Below are 14,863 nucleotides of genomic sequence, written 5' to 3' on the forward strand. Positions count from 1 at the left end.
ATCAGAAACGGGTAAATTCCGATTCGTCCGGGGCGCTGGCCATCGTGTAGGCAAACGCTTTGCGGGCGGGCTGCGGTGCCGGGCGGGGTGGCTGGCGGCTGGGCTTGTTGCCAGGGCTGTCCACACTGCTGGTTTGAACCGCGGCGCCGGAGGTGGCGTCGAGTACGAAAAAGCTCATCGCCTGTTGCAACTGTTCGGCCTGGCTGCTCATTTCTTCGGCGGTCGCCGCCAGTTCCTCGCTGCTGGAGGCGTTCTGCTGGGTCACCTGGTTGAGCTGGGTCATGGCTGTGTTGATCTGCGCCACGCCGGCCGCCTGCTCTTCGGACGCGGCACTGATTTCCTGTACCAGGTCGGAGGTCTTGTTGATCGAAGGGACCATTTCGTCGAGCAGTTTTCCGGCCTTTTCCGCCATGTCCACGCTGCTTGACGACAGTTCGCCGATTTCCTGCGCGGCCACCTGGCTGCGCTCCGCCAGTTTGCGGACTTCGGCGGCGACCACCGCGAAACCTTTGCCGTGCTCGCCGGCCCGGGCAGCTTCAATCGCGGCGTTGAGCGCCAGCAGGTTGGTCTGGTAGGCAATGTCATCGATGATGCTGATGCGCTGGGCGATTTTCTTCATCGCCAATACCGTTTGTTGCACCGACTCTCCGCCGTCGGTGGCTTCCTTGGCCGCCTTGCTGGCCATGCCATCGGTGACCTTGGCGTTTTCGGTATTCTGATTGATGCTGGCGCTCATCTGTTCCACCGACGCGCTGGTTTCCTCGACGCTGGCGGCCTGTTCACTGGTGGCCTGGCTCATCGACTGTGCGGTGGCGCTGACTTGCTCCGAGGCGCTCGCCAGGTTGTCGGCAGCGTTGCGTACTTCACCGATGATAGTCGCCAGTTTGCCGACCATGTTGCGCATGGCATTGAGCACCATGCCGGTTTCATCTTTGCCGCCCGGCGCGATAGGGGTGCTGAGGTTGCCTTCAGCCAATTGCTCGGCGGCGGTCGCGGCGAGCCTCAGCGGACGCGAAATAATCCGCGCGATGAACACCGCCAGGCCCAGGCCGATCAACAGGGCGGCGACCAGCACCGCGATGATCGACACGCGTGCGCTGTCGTACAACGCCGAGCCCTTGTCACCGGCTTCGCTCGCGCCGGCTTCATTGAACTCGACCATTTTCTGCAAGCGGCTGGTCACCTCATCGAAATGCGTCCTGGACTCCCCTCTGAGCAGGGTAGTCGCAGCGGCTTCCTGGTTCTGCCGGGACAAGTCGAGTAACTGCTTGCTGGTCGCCAGGTAGGTGGACCAGGCACTTTTCAAACCGGTCAAAAGCTGACGTTCTTCATCGCCCGACAGCAATTGCTCGTAGGTGCCCATGCGGGTATTGAACTGTTGCAGCGTCTCATCGGCTTCGCGATCAGCCTGGGCCTTTTCTTCGGCGATCTCGGTAGTGACGTGGCGGTTTTCCTTCAGGCGATAATTGGCTGCAAAAAAACGCATGCCGGCTGCGGCGCGCATGGATGGCATCCAATCGCTCTTGATCTCCTGGGCTGCCTGGTTGACGGCACCGAGCTGGAGGATTGCAAACCCACCCATGGCCGCCGTGAGCGCCAGGACCACCAGGAATGCGCTGATCAACTTGGTGGAAATCTTAAGATCGTAGAACCATTTCATCGGGGAACCTCCATGGAATTGCGAATGCGTCAGCGCACGCCGACCGTGGGCGACGAGGGCGCCTGAGGTGTGCGGGCTTCCTGTTGTACGATTTGGTTGAGCAACGCCGGTATATCCAGGATCAGGGCCACCGCGCCGCTGCCCAGAATGGTCGAGCCGCTGATGCCGCGCAGCGCACCGAACAGCTTGCCCAAGGGTTTGATGACGGTCTGGAACTCGCCGAGCAGGTCATCCACCACCAGCCCGGCCTTGTGTTCGGCATAGCGCACCACCACCACGTTCTGGCGGCGGGCCGGTGGGCCTTCATGGTTGAAGTGGTCGCGCAGGTGCACCAGCGGCAGCACCTCGCCGCGCAGATCCAGGTAGCCCTGGTCGCGGCTGGATTGGCGCTGGAGTTCGTCCAGCTCGACGCATTCCTGGACCATATCCAACGGAATCACGTAGGTGCAATGGTCGATACCGACCAGGAATCCGTTGATGATCGCCAGGGTCAGCGGCAGGCGAATGCGCACCACGGTGCCTTGGCCGGGGCGGCTGTCGAGGTCGACGGTGCCGCGCAACAGGGTGATATTTCGTTTGACCACATCCATGCCGACACCGCGTCCGGAAAGGTTGGTCACCGCCTCGGCCGTGGAGAAACCGGCTTCGAAAATCAGGTTGTAGATTTCCTGGTCGCTGAGCACCGCACCGCTGGCGACCAGCCCGCGTTCCTGGGCTTTTTCCAGGATACGTTCGCGGTTGAGTCCGGCGCCATCATCGGCGATTTCGATCACGATGCTGCCCGAGTCGTGGTAGGCATTCAGGCTCAGGTGACCCTTGGTCGATTTACCGGCGGCACGTCGGGCCTCGGCGTTCTCGATGCCATGGTCCATCGCATTGCGCAACAAGTGCATCAGCGGGTCGCCGATTTTCTCGACGACGGTCTTGTCCAGCTCGGTTTCCGCGCCGCTGATGAGCAGGTCGATATCCTTGCCCAGTTCCTGACTGACATCGCGCACCACGCGGCGGAAACGATTGAAGGTATCGCCGATGGGGATCATGCGCAGGCGCAGCGCGCCATCGAGGATCTCTTCCACCAGCCCGGAGACGGTCGAGGCGGCTTCTTCCAGCGGGTCGTTGTTGCAGGAGCGAGCCAACAGGCTGGAGCCGGCGCTGGCGATGACCAGCTCGCCGACCAGGTTGATCAGTTCATCGAGCTTGTCGGCATTGACCCGTACATAGTTGCCATCCCGCGGCTTGACGTCGCTGGTCGTCGCGACGCGCTGTTGCGTCGTCGCCACTGGGCTGGCAAGGGTCTGGGTGACCAACTCGGTACCGGCTGCGGTGCTGCTGTCGCCTGGCGCGTCGAGGGCGCTGATGAGCACCTCACAGTCATCGCGTACGAAGTCGAACACTTCATTGAGGGTGGCATGGCTGGCATTCGAACGCAGGTCGATTTCAAAGCCCAGGTAGCAGCTTTCCGGGTCCCAGGCGTCCACGGGCGGAATGCGCTCGGTCAGCGGGGTGACCTGTAGCAACTGGCCCAGCGTGGCGAGGTAGCGCAAGAAGGACAACGGGTCCATGCCATTGCGGAACACCTCTGCGCCGAAGCGCAGGGAAATATGCCAGAGCACCTCGGCGCGGGTCTCGTCATCTTGGCCTGCGCTTTCCACAACGGCGATTGCCGTCTGCAGTGGCTGATAGGCGCTCAGTGCTTCGCGCAACACCTCACCATGTTCCAGCGTCGCAGGCTGCAGCGCGCCACCGTGATGGTCGACCGCCTCGATCAGGTCAAGTATGTGGTCGCCGCACTTGAGCAGCAGCGCGATCAACGCCGCATCCACCTTTACGCTGCCATCGCGCAGGCGGTCGAGCACGTCTTCGACGATATGCGTGAAACCGACAATCGGTGCCAGGCCGAACAATCCGGCGGAGCCTTTGATGGTATGGGCGGCGCGAAACACTGCACCGATCGCATCTTCATCACCGGGTTCGCTCTCCAGTTGCAGCAGGGATTGCTCCATGACCTGCAGCAGCTCGCGTGCCTCGGCGATAAAGGTCTGCTGTGCCTGATCGAGATCAATACTCACCTGGACACTCCTTGTCGCTCATTGAACGGGGCTGCGCGCTAGAAGATCGCGCCGCCACACAGTTGAAAGGTGCTCGTGACCGCCTGGCTCTGCCCGGCAAGGCTCAGGTCCGTGCCATTGCCGGCGGCTTCACGCTTGATGACCGCGAGCAATTGCAGGCCGGCGCCGTCGATTTCGGTGACCTGTGACAAGTCGATTTCCAGGCGTGGCGCCGCGCCGATCCGGGGCAGCAGCGCGGCGGCAAGCTCGGCCACGGTGTAGATCGTCAGTTCGCCGTCAATACCCAGGCGGGCGGTACCGTCGACTGTTTCGCAGGTGATGGACATAAGGCCTCCGTGCCGTCATCGGTCAGGGCAGGATCAACTTGGACACCGCCGCCAGCATCTGCGCCGGCTGGAACGGCTTGACCACCCAGGCCTTGGCGCCTGCGGCCTGGCCTTCGGCTTTCTTCGATTCCTGCGACTCGGTGGTCAGCATGATGATCGGGGTGAACTTGTAGCTGGCCAGCTTCTTGACTTCCTTTACAAAGGTGATGCCGTCCATATTGGGCATGTTCACGTCACTGATGATCAGGTGCACCTTCTGCCCGTTGAGCTTGCCCAGGGCATCCTTGCCATCGCAGGCCTCGATCACATCGTAGCCGGCACTTTTCAAGGCAATGCCGACCACTTGTCGCACGCTGCTCGAGTCATCGACCACCAATACATTCTTCGCCATGCTGTGCTCCTAGAAAAAAGTGATGTCTTGTGAACTCTGCTGCGCCGCGGTATCGCCATGATGGTTACGCCGCTGCTCGTCGGTGGCATAGGTGGCCTCCATGCGCGCCAGCCACTGGCGGGCATCGACGGCTGCCAGTTGGTCGGGCGTCTGGTTGGCCTGGAGCAGGTGCTCATGCAGGGCGTGCATGTTGTCGCGTACATGGCTGAGGATCTGGCTGACCCGGTCCTGGAATTGCAGGTTGACCAGCACTTCGGTCATTTCGTCACGGATGCCGTAGCTTTCCTGCTTGAGCAGGTCGGCGGAATCGGCCAGGCGCCCGGTGATGCTCTGGAAGCGTTCGAGTACCTGCTGGATGCTCTGCTCGGACGCGGCGACGGAGTGGCTGTCCTGGTCGGCGCTGGTGGAGGCCACCTGCACCAGTTGGGTGATGGCGTTGTTGATGATGTCGACTTTGGCCGACATCTGCTGGCCGGTCTCGCTGGATTTACTCGACAGGCTGCGCACCGCATCCGCAACCACGGCAAACCCGCGCCCGGCTTCACCGGCACGCGCCGCCTCGATCGCGGCATTGAGGGCCAGCAGGTTGGTTTGTGCCGCAATCGCCGCCACGTCGGCGGCCATGGTGCGCAGTTCGCCGGTATAGGCGGTGAGGCTGCGCACCTGGGAGAGGGTCTGGTCTCGGCTCGATTGAGCGGCCTTGAGCGAGTCGATCACCTGGCTCAGTTCGCTGTCACTGCGCGCCAGCACCTTGAGCGCGCCGTCGGCAGCCTGCCCATCGAGTTCCCCGGCGGCTTGCTGGGAGGCCTGCACGGTGTCCTGCAGGCGCGTGGAAATACCCGTGAAACGGTTGGCCAGGCTGACGATGGCGTCTTCGGTCTGCAAGCGCGAGCTTTCCACTTGCTTGGCCCAGATGGGCATGGCGCCCAGCAACACCTCGTCGAGTTGGGCGCGCACGGCCATGCCGTGGTGTTTCGCGTCTGCATCTGTCGGGTCTGCCTTGGCCTGCGCAATCGCTCGCAGCACCAGGTCACGCTGCGAACGGGTGCTCCAGGCGCATGCACCAAGACCGATCAGCAGCAGTACGGCACAGGCCGCCAGATTGGCCGGCGAGGCTGATTGCAGGAGTGTCCATGCAATGGCAGGGATGACCGGGATTAACGCAAACCAGCGAAAAGGCAAGGGAACGGGGGGTAAAGTACGGCCGGATTGACGCTGAGTCATGAGTTCGGTCCTTGAACAGTGTTGCAGATGTGAACGACATAAAGTCTATCTGTCCCCGGCGCCTTAACTTTAGATGGGGTACATACCTTCCGTCCGGTTTGTGACCGGTGTGTTACCGGGCGTCGGTAGGAGGGTTGCCCCATCTCTTGAGAATCCGCGGCTCTTCAACCGTAGGCAGGATGTACTCGAGCCACCCCGTACGGTGTGAGCCTGGCAGGCCCTGCGCCTCGTCGGCGCCCGCCGATTCACCTTCATCGCAGCTATAACACTTGTCACTGCTGCGTCTGCCATCAGCATAGACAATAAAGCCGCCGCGACCTTCATGGCACTCGTGCAGATACACCGGCGACAGCTCTCGTTGCTGATCAACATACGCATTCACGCGAGTGATATAGATCCCCATCGACAACGACACGCAAACAATCAGCACTACGCACAATACCAACTGATAGGTATAGCTGATGTTTACGTGATCAGGACGCACTGACGACATAAAACGACCCTGTTCGCTCAACGTTCTGACCCACCAGAAACCAGCTACTGCCTCCCATGCGGATCAACTGAGCTTTCGGTGCGAGGAGGCCGGCCATCAGGGCGGAGAAAATCAACACCAGCAGGGCACCGATGATCATCGAAGACAGGTTCATGGCTGTGATGCTCTGGATAAGAAGAGCCTCAGCTTAAGCAGGGGAGGGTTAACATCAGGTAAACATCATTCGAAGGCCGGCCGGCTTCCGTTATCCTTCAAGCCTCTGCGCACTACCTGTCCGAGGCTTTTTACTGTGCATATTCACCTGCTGCTGGTCGAGGACAACCTGGACCTGGCCACCACCGTCATCGAGTATCTGGCGTTCAGCAGCATCGTCTGTGACCACGCCAGTAATGGCCAGGCCGGACTTAATCTGGCACTCAACCAACATTACGACGTCATTCTCCTGGACATCATGCTGCCGCGACTGGATGGCCAGCAGTTATGCGAACGACTGCGCCAGCAAGGCGTGCAGACGCCGATCCTGATGCTGACTTCGCTGGATGCGTTGTCGGACAAGCTCGCCAGTTTTGCCGCTGGAGCCGATGACTATCTGGTCAAGCCCTTCGAGCTGGCCGAGCTGGTGGCCAGGATTCGCGCATTGAGCATGCGCCGTAGCGGTCAGACCAGCCGCCTGCAGGTGGATGATTTGGTGATGGAGCTGTCCACCCGTAAGGTCAGTCGCGCAGGACAGGAACTGCATTTGTCGCCGATCTGCTGGGCCTTGTTGGAGCATCTGATGCGCGCCAGTCCTGAACCCGTTCCCCGAGAGCGCCTGGAAGCAAAAGTCTGGGGCGATGAGCCACCGGACAGTAATACGCTCAAAGTGCACCTGCATCGGCTACGCAAGACGGTCGACAAACCCTTTGGTCGGCCATTGATCCATACCCTTGCCGGGGTCGGTATTCAGGTAAAACCCTATGCGTAATGGGTTGAGCCTGAAGTGGGTGATCAGCGGGAGTTTCCTGTTACTGATTGCGGTGGTATTGCTGATCTACAGCCACCTGCTGCCTGTATTCACCGTGCGCGGCTTGCTCTACACCGCCAGCTCGATGATGGAAGAAGAAGCCCAATATTTTATCCGGCACTACAAGAAAGACCCGACCACGCCACCTCCGCACAATTACTTCTATACCGGCGTCATCGGCAAGGAGGCGTTGCCGCACAACGTCCGCCAGATGCTGGATAGCCCGCCGAGCCTGTCCTTCGGCGCGGTCCACATCTTCGGCGATCTTTACTCCGATGATGACGATGCCCCCTACCAGATCATCCTCGAGCAGCCCCTGGGGGACGGTAAAACCCTTTACCTGTATGACATCGATCATGACCACGAGGAGGGCGGCGAAGTCGAGACACCCTTGTCCGATGCCTACTTTGACCAGGTGTTGCAGAGCGTCACGTTCATCAGCCTGGCGGTATTCGTGCCGGCGCTGCTCATTATCGCCTTGTTGGTGTGGTGGTTGGTGCGTCCGTTGGGACGCCTGGCCGAATGGTCCAGTACGTTGAAAAATGCTGACGCAATGGCCGCCGGCCGGCCGGGTTTCAGCTTCAAGGAATTCAACATGCTGGCCGAAGCGCTGGCCAAAAGTGTCGAGCAGGTGCAGGCGGCCAGCCAGCGCGAAGGTCGGCTTTTACGCTACACCAGCCATGAACTGCGCACCCCACTGGCGGTGCTCAAGGCCAATATGGAACTGTTGACCCTGCAATCGGGCGGTGTGCTGCCGACCTCTTTGCAGCGCATCGAGCGCTCCGTGCTGAATATGCAGCTCATCGCCGAGACATTGCTGTGGATGAGCCGCGAGAGCCCCGAGCCGTTGCCGGAAGCAGACGTTGACCTGGGTGAGCTGGTGGGCGAATTGATTGAGAAACATCGCTACCTGATCGGTAACCGGGATATCGAGCTGATCATCGACATCCGCCACGAACCTTGCCGCTTGCCTCCCACCGCATGCCGCATCGTGATCGGCAACTTCCTGCGCAATGCGCTTCAGTACGCGCAGGAGGGGCAAGTAGAAATCAGCTTCCAATACCCCCGTTTGTTTATTGCCAATCAGATGAGGGAGATCCCGCCTCAACAGGAGTCCAACGACTTCGGCTATGGCCTTGGGCTGCAGTTGATGCGCCAGTTATGCGCAAAACTGGGTTGGCACATTGAAGTGATTCGCGTGCAACATCGTTTCACTGTCATTCTCGACTTCACGGACTCGCTGGTGGTCGAGTAGGCGAGTTAAGGGCGGGCTGCGCCCACGGGTACAAGAACCCCGATCATGCCTCTGAATTGCAGGTTCAGCGTGACGGGTAAAGCCTGATGATTGGCTGCGTGCGAGGGTAATGGCCTGTTTGTCGTTCCAGATGTCATGGCGTACCGGGACGTACCGGCGGCGCCGTAGCGGCGGCAATATCCCACGTCAACAGCAGATGGTTGATAGCCGCGTCGATGCTTTCATGGGGGACGTTGTCCCGCGCCAGGATCGAGACACCCTGCAGAAAACTATCAAACACCGTGGCCAGTGCCGCCGCGTTCAGTGTGCTCGGCAACTGCCCGATACTGATCGCGCGTTCTACACACTGCACAATGCCCGCCCGCGTTCGCGTGCGTGACTGCGTCAATGCCTGCGTAACGCGCGCGTTGTCCGGGCTTGGTGCACTCATCACGCCGAGCGCCACCATGCAGCCTTTGGGGTGTCCATCTTCACATTGCATGCGCGCTGATTGACGCAGCGCCGTTTCGATCGCTTGGCGTGGCGAGAGGCTTTCGTCCCACAGGCATTCGGTGACTTGCGCGTAGGTTGCCAGGTAGCGCTGCACGCACTCATCGAACAGCGCTTCCTTGGAGCCGAAGGCCGCGTAAAAACTTGGAGCGGAGATACCGCCACCCAAGCTCGACTTGAGCTGGGCCAGGGAGGTGGCGTCATAGCCATGCTGCCAGAACAAGTGCATGGCTTGCTCCACGGCGTGTTCGCGATCGAAATTACGGGGGCGCCCCATTTGTGCCATGGCAAAAATCCTCTGGGTGACGAGATAAATACTAGTCGATACATAAGTCGTTGACAACGCGCCATCACGCTGCGCAATATTTGTATCGATCAGTATCTAAGTCGCCCCGAGGAGTTTCCCCGTGACACCTTCACTCAGCTTATCCGAGTCAACTGACCGCTTGCCTATCGGCGCATTACTCGCCCTGGCCATGACCGGTTTCATCTGCATCGTCACCGAAACCTTGCCGGCCGGGCTCTTGCCATTAATCAGCGAAGGCCTGGCCGTGACCCCGTCCATGGCCGGGCAACTGGTTACCGCGTATGCCTTGGGTTCAGTGCTGGCGGTGATCCCTATGACCATCGCGACGCGAGGCTGGCGTCGACGCAATGTGTTGCTGCTGACCATCGTCGGTTTCCTGCTGTTCAACTCGATCACCGCGTTGTCGTCTCACTATGGCGTCACGTTGGTAGCGCGATTCTTCGCGGGTGTGGCCGCAGGGTTGGCGTGGAGCCTGTTGGCCAGCTACGCCCGGCGCATGGTCGCGCCACACCAGCAGGGCAGGGCACTTGCGCTGGCGATGGTCGGGACGCCGATTGCGCTGTCCCTGGGGGTGCCGCTTGGCACTTGGGTTGGTGGGCTGGTGGGCTGGCGCACGACGTTCGGCCTGATGTCAGGATTGACGCTGGCGCTGATGGTGTGGGTGCTGGCGAAGGTCCCGGACTATCCACCGCAGGCCGCGCATCAGCGTCTGTCCCTGGGCAAGGTCTTGACCACGCCGGGTGTGCGGCCGGTGCTGGCGGTAGTGATCAGTTGGATGCTCGCGCACAATATTCTCTACACCTACATTGCACCGTTCGTGGCACCGGCCGGGTTGGCCGAGCGTGTGGATAGCGTGTTGCTGGTGTTTGGCATCGCCGCGCTGGCGGGCATTTGGCTTACGGCAAAATGTGTCGAGGCGTGGTTGCGCAAGACCGTGCTGGTCAGCCTGGCGACGTTTGCATCCGTGAGTGTGCTGTTCGGCTTATTGGGGCATCTGCCCTTGGTGATTTACTTTGGCGTGGCGGTGTGGGGCGCGAGTTTCGGCGGCGCCGCCACCTTGTTGCAAACTGCTCTGGCGGATGCGGCGGGTGAGGGGGCCGACGTGGCGTTGTCGCTGAATGTGGTGGCGTGGAACAGCGCAATCGCCGCCAGCGGTCTGGTGGGTGGGGTATTGCTCGATACCTGGGGCGTGGCATCGTTTCCGTGGGCCATGCTGGTGTTGATTGTGCTGTCGTTTGCGATTGCCGGGGGCGCTCATGCTCACGGTTTCAAGCCCGGCGCACGGGCGACGGGAAAACCGCTCGCAGCAGGGCACTAATGTGACTTTGCCTGGTCAGTAACCCTCGCAATATCAGTCACTTGGCTCCGTATTTCGGAGCCTGTCGCCTCACTCTCTTGCGAAGAATCACGCCATGCACCTGCGCAACATTGCAGTTGGGCTGTCGGCCCTTGTTTTGCTCTCTACCGGGGCACAAGCCCGCAGTCTGTTGGACATTATCAAGCCACCGGCCCAGGCACACAGCTCGCACTCCGGTTCGATCAGCCAGGGGGCCGCTCTCGACCTCTATTCCAACCAGCAGAAAAAGCCCACGTTTGACGGTTGTGCCGATCTGTTCCCCGCTGCGACGCCGATCAACCTTGCCACCGTGCCGGTTTCGATGAAGCCCCTGGCGCTGTGCTCGGACAACTTCGCGGTGCTCTACTCGCAAACCAGCAGGACGCCGCTGGTGGTGGTCGAACGCCTGAATGCCGCGCAGTTGAAAGATGCCAAGGGCGAGGAGCGCACCAACCAGTTCTACCCGGACCCACGCATTCCCAAGGACGGTCGCGCAGAACTGAGCGACTATCGTGGCCAGCATCCGGCGATGGATCGCGGTCACCAGTCTCCGGCCGCCGACGCACCGAGTGCCAATGCCATGGCGCAATCCTTCGCGCTGTCGAACATGGTGCCCCAAGACCCGACCAACAACCGCAAGATCTGGAGCAAGGTCGAAGCGGACGTGCGTAAATTTGCCACCCGTGCCGGTGGCAATGTCTTCGTGTTCACCGGGCCGCTGTTTGACCCGGGCTACAGCACCATGGGCCCTCACAAGGTCTGGGTGCCGACGCGCCTGTTCAAACTGGTGTACGACGCTTCGTCAAAACGCGCCTGGGCCTATGTGCTGCCTAACGCCGAGACTCGCATCCAGAAGCCGATGGACTACGACACTTTTGTCAAAAGCACCGGGCTCAGGTTGCTGGGTAATTTGCCGGTCGCGGGGGCCGTCGGGCGGACCTGATCCGTCCACCTTATCTGGCCTTCTTCAATGCCTTGAGCCGCTGCGTCGCACGTTGCACGGCGGCCATTTTCTCGGGGCGCTTCATGCGTTTCCATTTGCGGATGTCGTCCTTGCTGCGTCCGCAGCTGACGCACAGGTCACCGCTGAGCTGGCAGATGGAAATGCAGGGGTTTTCAATATCTTTGGCCAAGGTCTCACCCGGGTGCGCAGTAAAGGCCGCCGTTATGCGGCGTGAAATTCGACCGTGAGGTGACTCACCTCATGGACAGGTTCAAGGCGCTCGCGAATGCTCTCGGCATTGGTCGAGCGACCGACCACGCTGACAATCGCCGCATATGCCTCGGGGCCGACGCGCCAGACGTGCAAGTCGGTAATCCTGGCATCGCCGGGTTGTTCAACCAACTCGCGGATCTCGGCGGCGACCTGTTCATCGGTCTGGTCCAGCAACACTCCGGCGGTGGCCTTCATCAGGCTCCAGGCCCATCGCGCAATCACGAGGGCGCCGACAATGCCCATCAGTGGGTCCAACCACACCCAACCCAGGTAGCGGCCCGCCAGTAACGCGGCGATGGCGAGCACCGAGGTCAAGGCATCGGCGATCACGTGCACATAGGCCGAGCGCATGTTGTTGTCGTGGCCGTGCGGGTGATGATCGTGGTCGTGGTCATGCCCGTGGCTATGGCCGTGACCCAGCAGCAGCGCACTGAGGATATTCACCGCCAGGCCCAACACGGCGATCAGCGTCGCCGTCCCGAACTGCACCTCGGCAGGCTGCAGCAAGCGAATCACCGACTCGATAGCAATGCCCAGGGACACCAGCGCCAGGATCAGCGCCGAGGCGAAGCCGCCCAGGTCGCCGACCTTGCCGGTGCCGAAGCTGTAGCGCGGGCTGTTCGCGTGACGTTTGGCGTAGGCGTAGGCCGCAGCGGCAATGCCCAAGGCGCCGGCATGCGTAGCCATATGAAAGCCGTCAGCCAGCAGGGCCATGGAACCGGTCAACGCGCCGGCGGCGATTTCCGCCACCATCATGACGACGGTCAGCAACACCACCCAGAGGGTGCGCCTGGCGTTTTCTTCGTGGGATGAACCGAGGAATACATGCTCGTGGGTGTGGGGCGTGAGGGTCATTTGGAATACCGCCGGATGGCTTCGAGCAATTCTTCGACCCCTTTGTTGCGAGCTTCTTCGCTAAGGGACGGATCGGCCACATGGGCCCTGGCGTGGTCTTCGATGATTTCCTCCATCAGCCCGTTGATGGCGCCACGGGTGGCGGCCACCAGATGCAGGGTCTTGGCACAGTCGGCGTCTGACTCCAGCGCTTTTTCGACTGCCTGGATTTGCCCGGCGATGCGTTTGACGCGTTTGATCAAGCTGTCTTTGTTCGCGGCTATATGGCCCACGGCATACCCCCCCTACCTATGACGGGGCGGATCATTGCATACCCCGCCCCCCTATACAACGCGAGGCGTCGAGCGGTTGCCGAGAGCTGTATGTCATGATGTCCGAATCCGTCCTCGGCTGGTCCGGCCTGTGCCTGTTGCGTACCGGGTGGCGCGCCTACCATGGCGTCTGAAATTCACACCACGAGGACTGTCCATGAAACGCAAAGCCCTGATCGTGATCGATGCCCAGCATTCGTTCCGCCACTCCACCTACTGGTCCGAAAATGACCTGCCTGACTACCTTGCCAAACAACAGGCCCTGATTGATGGGTGTGTTCAGCGAGGCATCCCGGTGATACAAGTCTTCCATGTTGAAGACCAGGGGCATTTTTCGATGGCATCGGGCAACGTCAGAACCTTGAGCGAGTTGTCGATCGAGCCGGCCTTGGTCATCCACAAGCGCTACCACAGTGCTTTTGCCGGCACGCCCCTGGCGGCACGGCTGACGGAGATGGGGGTGGACACATTGATCATCAGTGGCATTCGCACCGAACAATGCTGCGAAACCACCACGCGGCAGGCGTCGGACAGCGGCTTTATCGTCGACTTTGTCAGCGAGGCGACGCTGACCTTCCCCATGACTCACGCGCGCAGTGCGCGGGTCTACACTGCGGCCGAGATCCGCGAGCGCACAGAGCTGGTGCTCGAAGACCGCTTTGCGCGCATCGTCACCGTCGCCCAGGCCTTGGAGGCCTGACCGTGAGCGTGCCGGTGCTGTTCGTGTTGCTGCCCAATGTGCTGATGCTCGACCTGGCAGGCCCAGCCGAAGTGCTGCGCCTGGCGGCTCAGGTCGAGGACCCGGCCGTCATCGATTTTGACCTGCAGTACGTCAGCCCGGTGGAGTCCCTGCAAACCTCCATCGGTTTGCCGCTGGCCGGCTTGGCTCCACTTCCAGCGGTCCTGGCACCCGGCACCCTGGTGGTGTTGGTGGGCTCCACGTCGAAGGTGAGCAAGGCACGCCAACAGGCGTTCGAGGTGGCCAGTCAGGCGCTGACCCAGTGGCTGCAGAACGTGTATGCACCTTCGGGCGAGCGGCTGGTATGCGTCTGTGCGGGAGCGTTGAGTGCCGCCAGGGCCGGATTGCTGGATGGGCGCCAGTGCACCACGCACCATGCGCTGTGCGCCACATTGCAGGCCGTGGCGCCCAAGGCCCGGGTCCTGGAAAACCGGCTTTACGTCACTGACGGTCCGGTGAGTTGCAGCGCCGGCGTCACTGCGGGGATCGACCTGATGCTGCACCTGCTTGCCGAGCTGGCCGGCCCACGCCTGGCCTGCACGGTCGCTCGGGACATGGTGGTGTATATGCGCCGCAGTGGTGCCGACCCGCAATTGTCGCCCTGGATCGCCGGGCGTAATCATCTGCATCCGGCCGTGCATCGGGTGCAGGACGCCATCGCTGCCGCCCCCTGTGAAGCCTGGACCGTCACGCGCATGGCGGCGTTGGCCTGCACCAGCAGCCGCCACCTGGCGCGGCTGTTCCACGAGCACGTCGGTAGCAGCCCGCTCGACTACCTGCATCGGCTGCGACTGGCCGTGGCCCGTGAACTGTTGGCCGAATCGGCCCTGGGTATTGAAACGGTCGCTGAGCGCGCAGGCTTTGGTTCGGCACGCCACCTGCGGCGCATCTGGAGCAAATACGAAGCCGGCACGCCTTCCAGCCTGCGCCTTCTGGTTGATGCCGGCTGATGGTTCAGCAGGACGTGTCGGCGGGCGTGGCCGGCTCTTGAGCCGCTTCAGCCGCCAGTTTCGCGCGGTCGGCTTTGCTGATGTATTTGTCTTTGCTTTTCGGCGCCAATTTGGCGCTGGCCTTTTTGGCCTTGGCCTTGAAGAGCTGCTGGAGTTTCTTTTGGCGATTCATGTCTTTTACCTGGGTTGTACAGACCCGGATGATATCAGTTTAAAAAAACACTCCGTGATCTGCGTGC

At 61.3% G+C, this 14,863-nt stretch carries 18 protein-coding genes; 6 read left to right on the forward strand and 12 right to left on the reverse strand.

Annotated elements, in window-relative coordinates; all coding sequences use genetic code 11:
- Position 1 precedes the first annotated feature (1 nt).
- The 7 genes from ACQRBV_RS16845 to ACQRBV_RS16875 all read right to left on the reverse strand — a co-directional run bounded on the left by ACQRBV_RS16845 (position 2) and on the right by ACQRBV_RS16875 (position 6,317).
- Positions 2-1,660 (reverse strand): methyl-accepting chemotaxis protein, encoded by a 1,659-nt coding sequence (locus ACQRBV_RS16845; protein WP_060755840.1) that lies wholly within the window; start codon positions 1,658-1,660, stop codon positions 2-4.
- A gap of 29 nt (positions 1,661-1,689) precedes the next feature.
- The gene (locus ACQRBV_RS16850; RefSeq protein ID WP_411984965.1) at positions 1,690-3,729 is read right to left on the reverse strand and encodes a chemotaxis protein CheA; all 2,040 of its coding nucleotides are present in this window, start codon (positions 3,727-3,729) and stop codon (positions 1,690-1,692) included.
- 38 nt (positions 3,730-3,767) lie between these two features.
- Complete coding sequence (locus tag ACQRBV_RS16855) at positions 3,768-4,055, reverse strand: STAS domain-containing protein (protein ID WP_060755838.1); 288 nt, start codon at positions 4,053-4,055, stop codon at positions 3,768-3,770.
- Between the two features lie 22 nt (positions 4,056-4,077).
- A complete protein-coding gene (locus ACQRBV_RS16860; RefSeq protein ID WP_003174214.1) occupies positions 4,078-4,446 on the reverse strand; it encodes a response regulator in 369 nt (122 codons plus the stop codon).
- Between the two features lie 9 nt (positions 4,447-4,455).
- On the reverse strand, positions 4,456-5,670 hold the full coding sequence (locus tag ACQRBV_RS16865) for a methyl-accepting chemotaxis protein (protein ID WP_411984966.1): 1,215 nt from the start codon (positions 5,668-5,670) through the stop codon (positions 4,456-4,458).
- Positions 5,671-5,782: 112 nt separating this feature from the next.
- Positions 5,783-6,163: a hypothetical protein gene (locus tag ACQRBV_RS16870; RefSeq protein ID WP_081087055.1), complete on the reverse strand. Its 381-nt coding sequence runs from the start codon at positions 6,161-6,163 to the stop codon at positions 5,783-5,785.
- Positions 6,144-6,317: a hypothetical protein gene (locus ACQRBV_RS16875; RefSeq protein WP_199777924.1), complete on the reverse strand. Its 174-nt coding sequence runs from the start codon at positions 6,315-6,317 to the stop codon at positions 6,144-6,146. The genes ACQRBV_RS16870 and ACQRBV_RS16875 overlap by 20 nt, the downstream gene beginning before the upstream one ends.
- Before the next feature lie 135 nt (positions 6,318-6,452).
- Between ACQRBV_RS16875 and ACQRBV_RS16880 the strand changes: the two genes are divergently transcribed.
- Positions 6,453-7,127: a response regulator transcription factor gene (locus ACQRBV_RS16880; protein ID WP_104994364.1), complete on the forward strand. Its 675-nt coding sequence runs from the start codon at positions 6,453-6,455 to the stop codon at positions 7,125-7,127.
- Positions 7,120-8,421: a sensor histidine kinase gene (locus tag ACQRBV_RS16885; protein WP_411984967.1), complete on the forward strand. Its 1,302-nt coding sequence runs from the start codon at positions 7,120-7,122 to the stop codon at positions 8,419-8,421. Before ACQRBV_RS16880 ends, ACQRBV_RS16885 begins: the two co-directional genes overlap by 8 nt.
- A gap of 133 nt (positions 8,422-8,554) precedes the next feature.
- Here ACQRBV_RS16885 and ACQRBV_RS16890 read toward each other — a convergent pair whose 3' ends face one another.
- A complete protein-coding gene (locus ACQRBV_RS16890; RefSeq protein WP_411984968.1) occupies positions 8,555-9,196 on the reverse strand; it encodes a TetR/AcrR family transcriptional regulator in 642 nt (213 codons plus the stop codon).
- A 121-nt stretch (positions 9,197-9,317) separates the two neighbouring features.
- Here ACQRBV_RS16890 and ACQRBV_RS16895 point away from each other — a divergent pair, with 121 nt between their 5' ends.
- Positions 9,318-10,535 carry an MFS transporter gene (locus ACQRBV_RS16895; protein ID WP_411984969.1) on the forward strand — a complete coding sequence of 406 codons (1,218 nt, stop codon included), beginning with the start codon at positions 9,318-9,320 and terminating at the stop codon, positions 10,533-10,535.
- A gap of 94 nt (positions 10,536-10,629) precedes the next feature.
- Positions 10,630-11,496, forward strand: coding sequence for a DNA/RNA non-specific endonuclease (locus tag ACQRBV_RS16900; protein ID WP_411984970.1), 867 nt, complete (start codon positions 10,630-10,632; stop codon positions 11,494-11,496).
- Positions 11,497-11,506: 10 nt separating this feature from the next.
- Here ACQRBV_RS16900 and ACQRBV_RS16905 read toward each other — a convergent pair whose 3' ends face one another.
- From ACQRBV_RS16905 to ACQRBV_RS16915, 3 genes are read right to left on the reverse strand one after another with little or no spacing between them, the layout of a single operon-like run.
- Positions 11,507-11,686 (reverse strand): DUF1289 domain-containing protein, encoded by a 180-nt coding sequence (locus ACQRBV_RS16905; protein WP_090369728.1) that lies wholly within the window; start codon positions 11,684-11,686, stop codon positions 11,507-11,509.
- 32 nt (positions 11,687-11,718) lie between these two features.
- Positions 11,719-12,624, reverse strand: coding sequence for a CDF family Co(II)/Ni(II) efflux transporter DmeF (gene dmeF, locus ACQRBV_RS16910; protein ID WP_198763405.1), 906 nt, complete (start codon positions 12,622-12,624; stop codon positions 11,719-11,721).
- Positions 12,621-12,896 carry a metal/formaldehyde-sensitive transcriptional repressor gene (locus tag ACQRBV_RS16915; protein WP_060755830.1) on the reverse strand — a complete coding sequence of 92 codons (276 nt, stop codon included), beginning with the start codon at positions 12,894-12,896 and terminating at the stop codon, positions 12,621-12,623. Before ACQRBV_RS16915 ends, dmeF begins: the two co-directional genes overlap by 4 nt.
- A 196-nt stretch (positions 12,897-13,092) precedes the next feature.
- Between ACQRBV_RS16915 and ACQRBV_RS16920 the strand changes: the two genes are divergently transcribed.
- Both ACQRBV_RS16920 and ACQRBV_RS16925 read left to right on the forward strand, forming a co-directional pair.
- Complete coding sequence (locus ACQRBV_RS16920) at positions 13,093-13,635, forward strand: cysteine hydrolase family protein (RefSeq protein WP_411984971.1); 543 nt, start codon at positions 13,093-13,095, stop codon at positions 13,633-13,635.
- A gap of 2 nt (positions 13,636-13,637) precedes the next feature.
- Positions 13,638-14,624 carry a GlxA family transcriptional regulator gene (locus ACQRBV_RS16925; protein WP_244385403.1) on the forward strand — a complete coding sequence of 329 codons (987 nt, stop codon included), beginning with the start codon at positions 13,638-13,640 and terminating at the stop codon, positions 14,622-14,624.
- Positions 14,625-14,628: 4 nt separating this feature from the next.
- On the opposite strand, the gene ACQRBV_RS16930 is transcribed toward ACQRBV_RS16925, so the two are convergent.
- The gene (locus ACQRBV_RS16930; protein ID WP_090369737.1) at positions 14,629-14,796 is read right to left on the reverse strand and encodes a DUF2986 domain-containing protein; all 168 of its coding nucleotides are present in this window, start codon (positions 14,794-14,796) and stop codon (positions 14,629-14,631) included.
- Positions 14,797-14,863 lie beyond the last annotated feature (67 nt).

Origin of the sequence: Pseudomonas sp. R11F (assembly GCF_050312575.1) — a bacterium.
GTDB lineage: Bacteria > Pseudomonadota > Gammaproteobacteria > Pseudomonadales > Pseudomonadaceae > Aquipseudomonas > Aquipseudomonas palleroniana.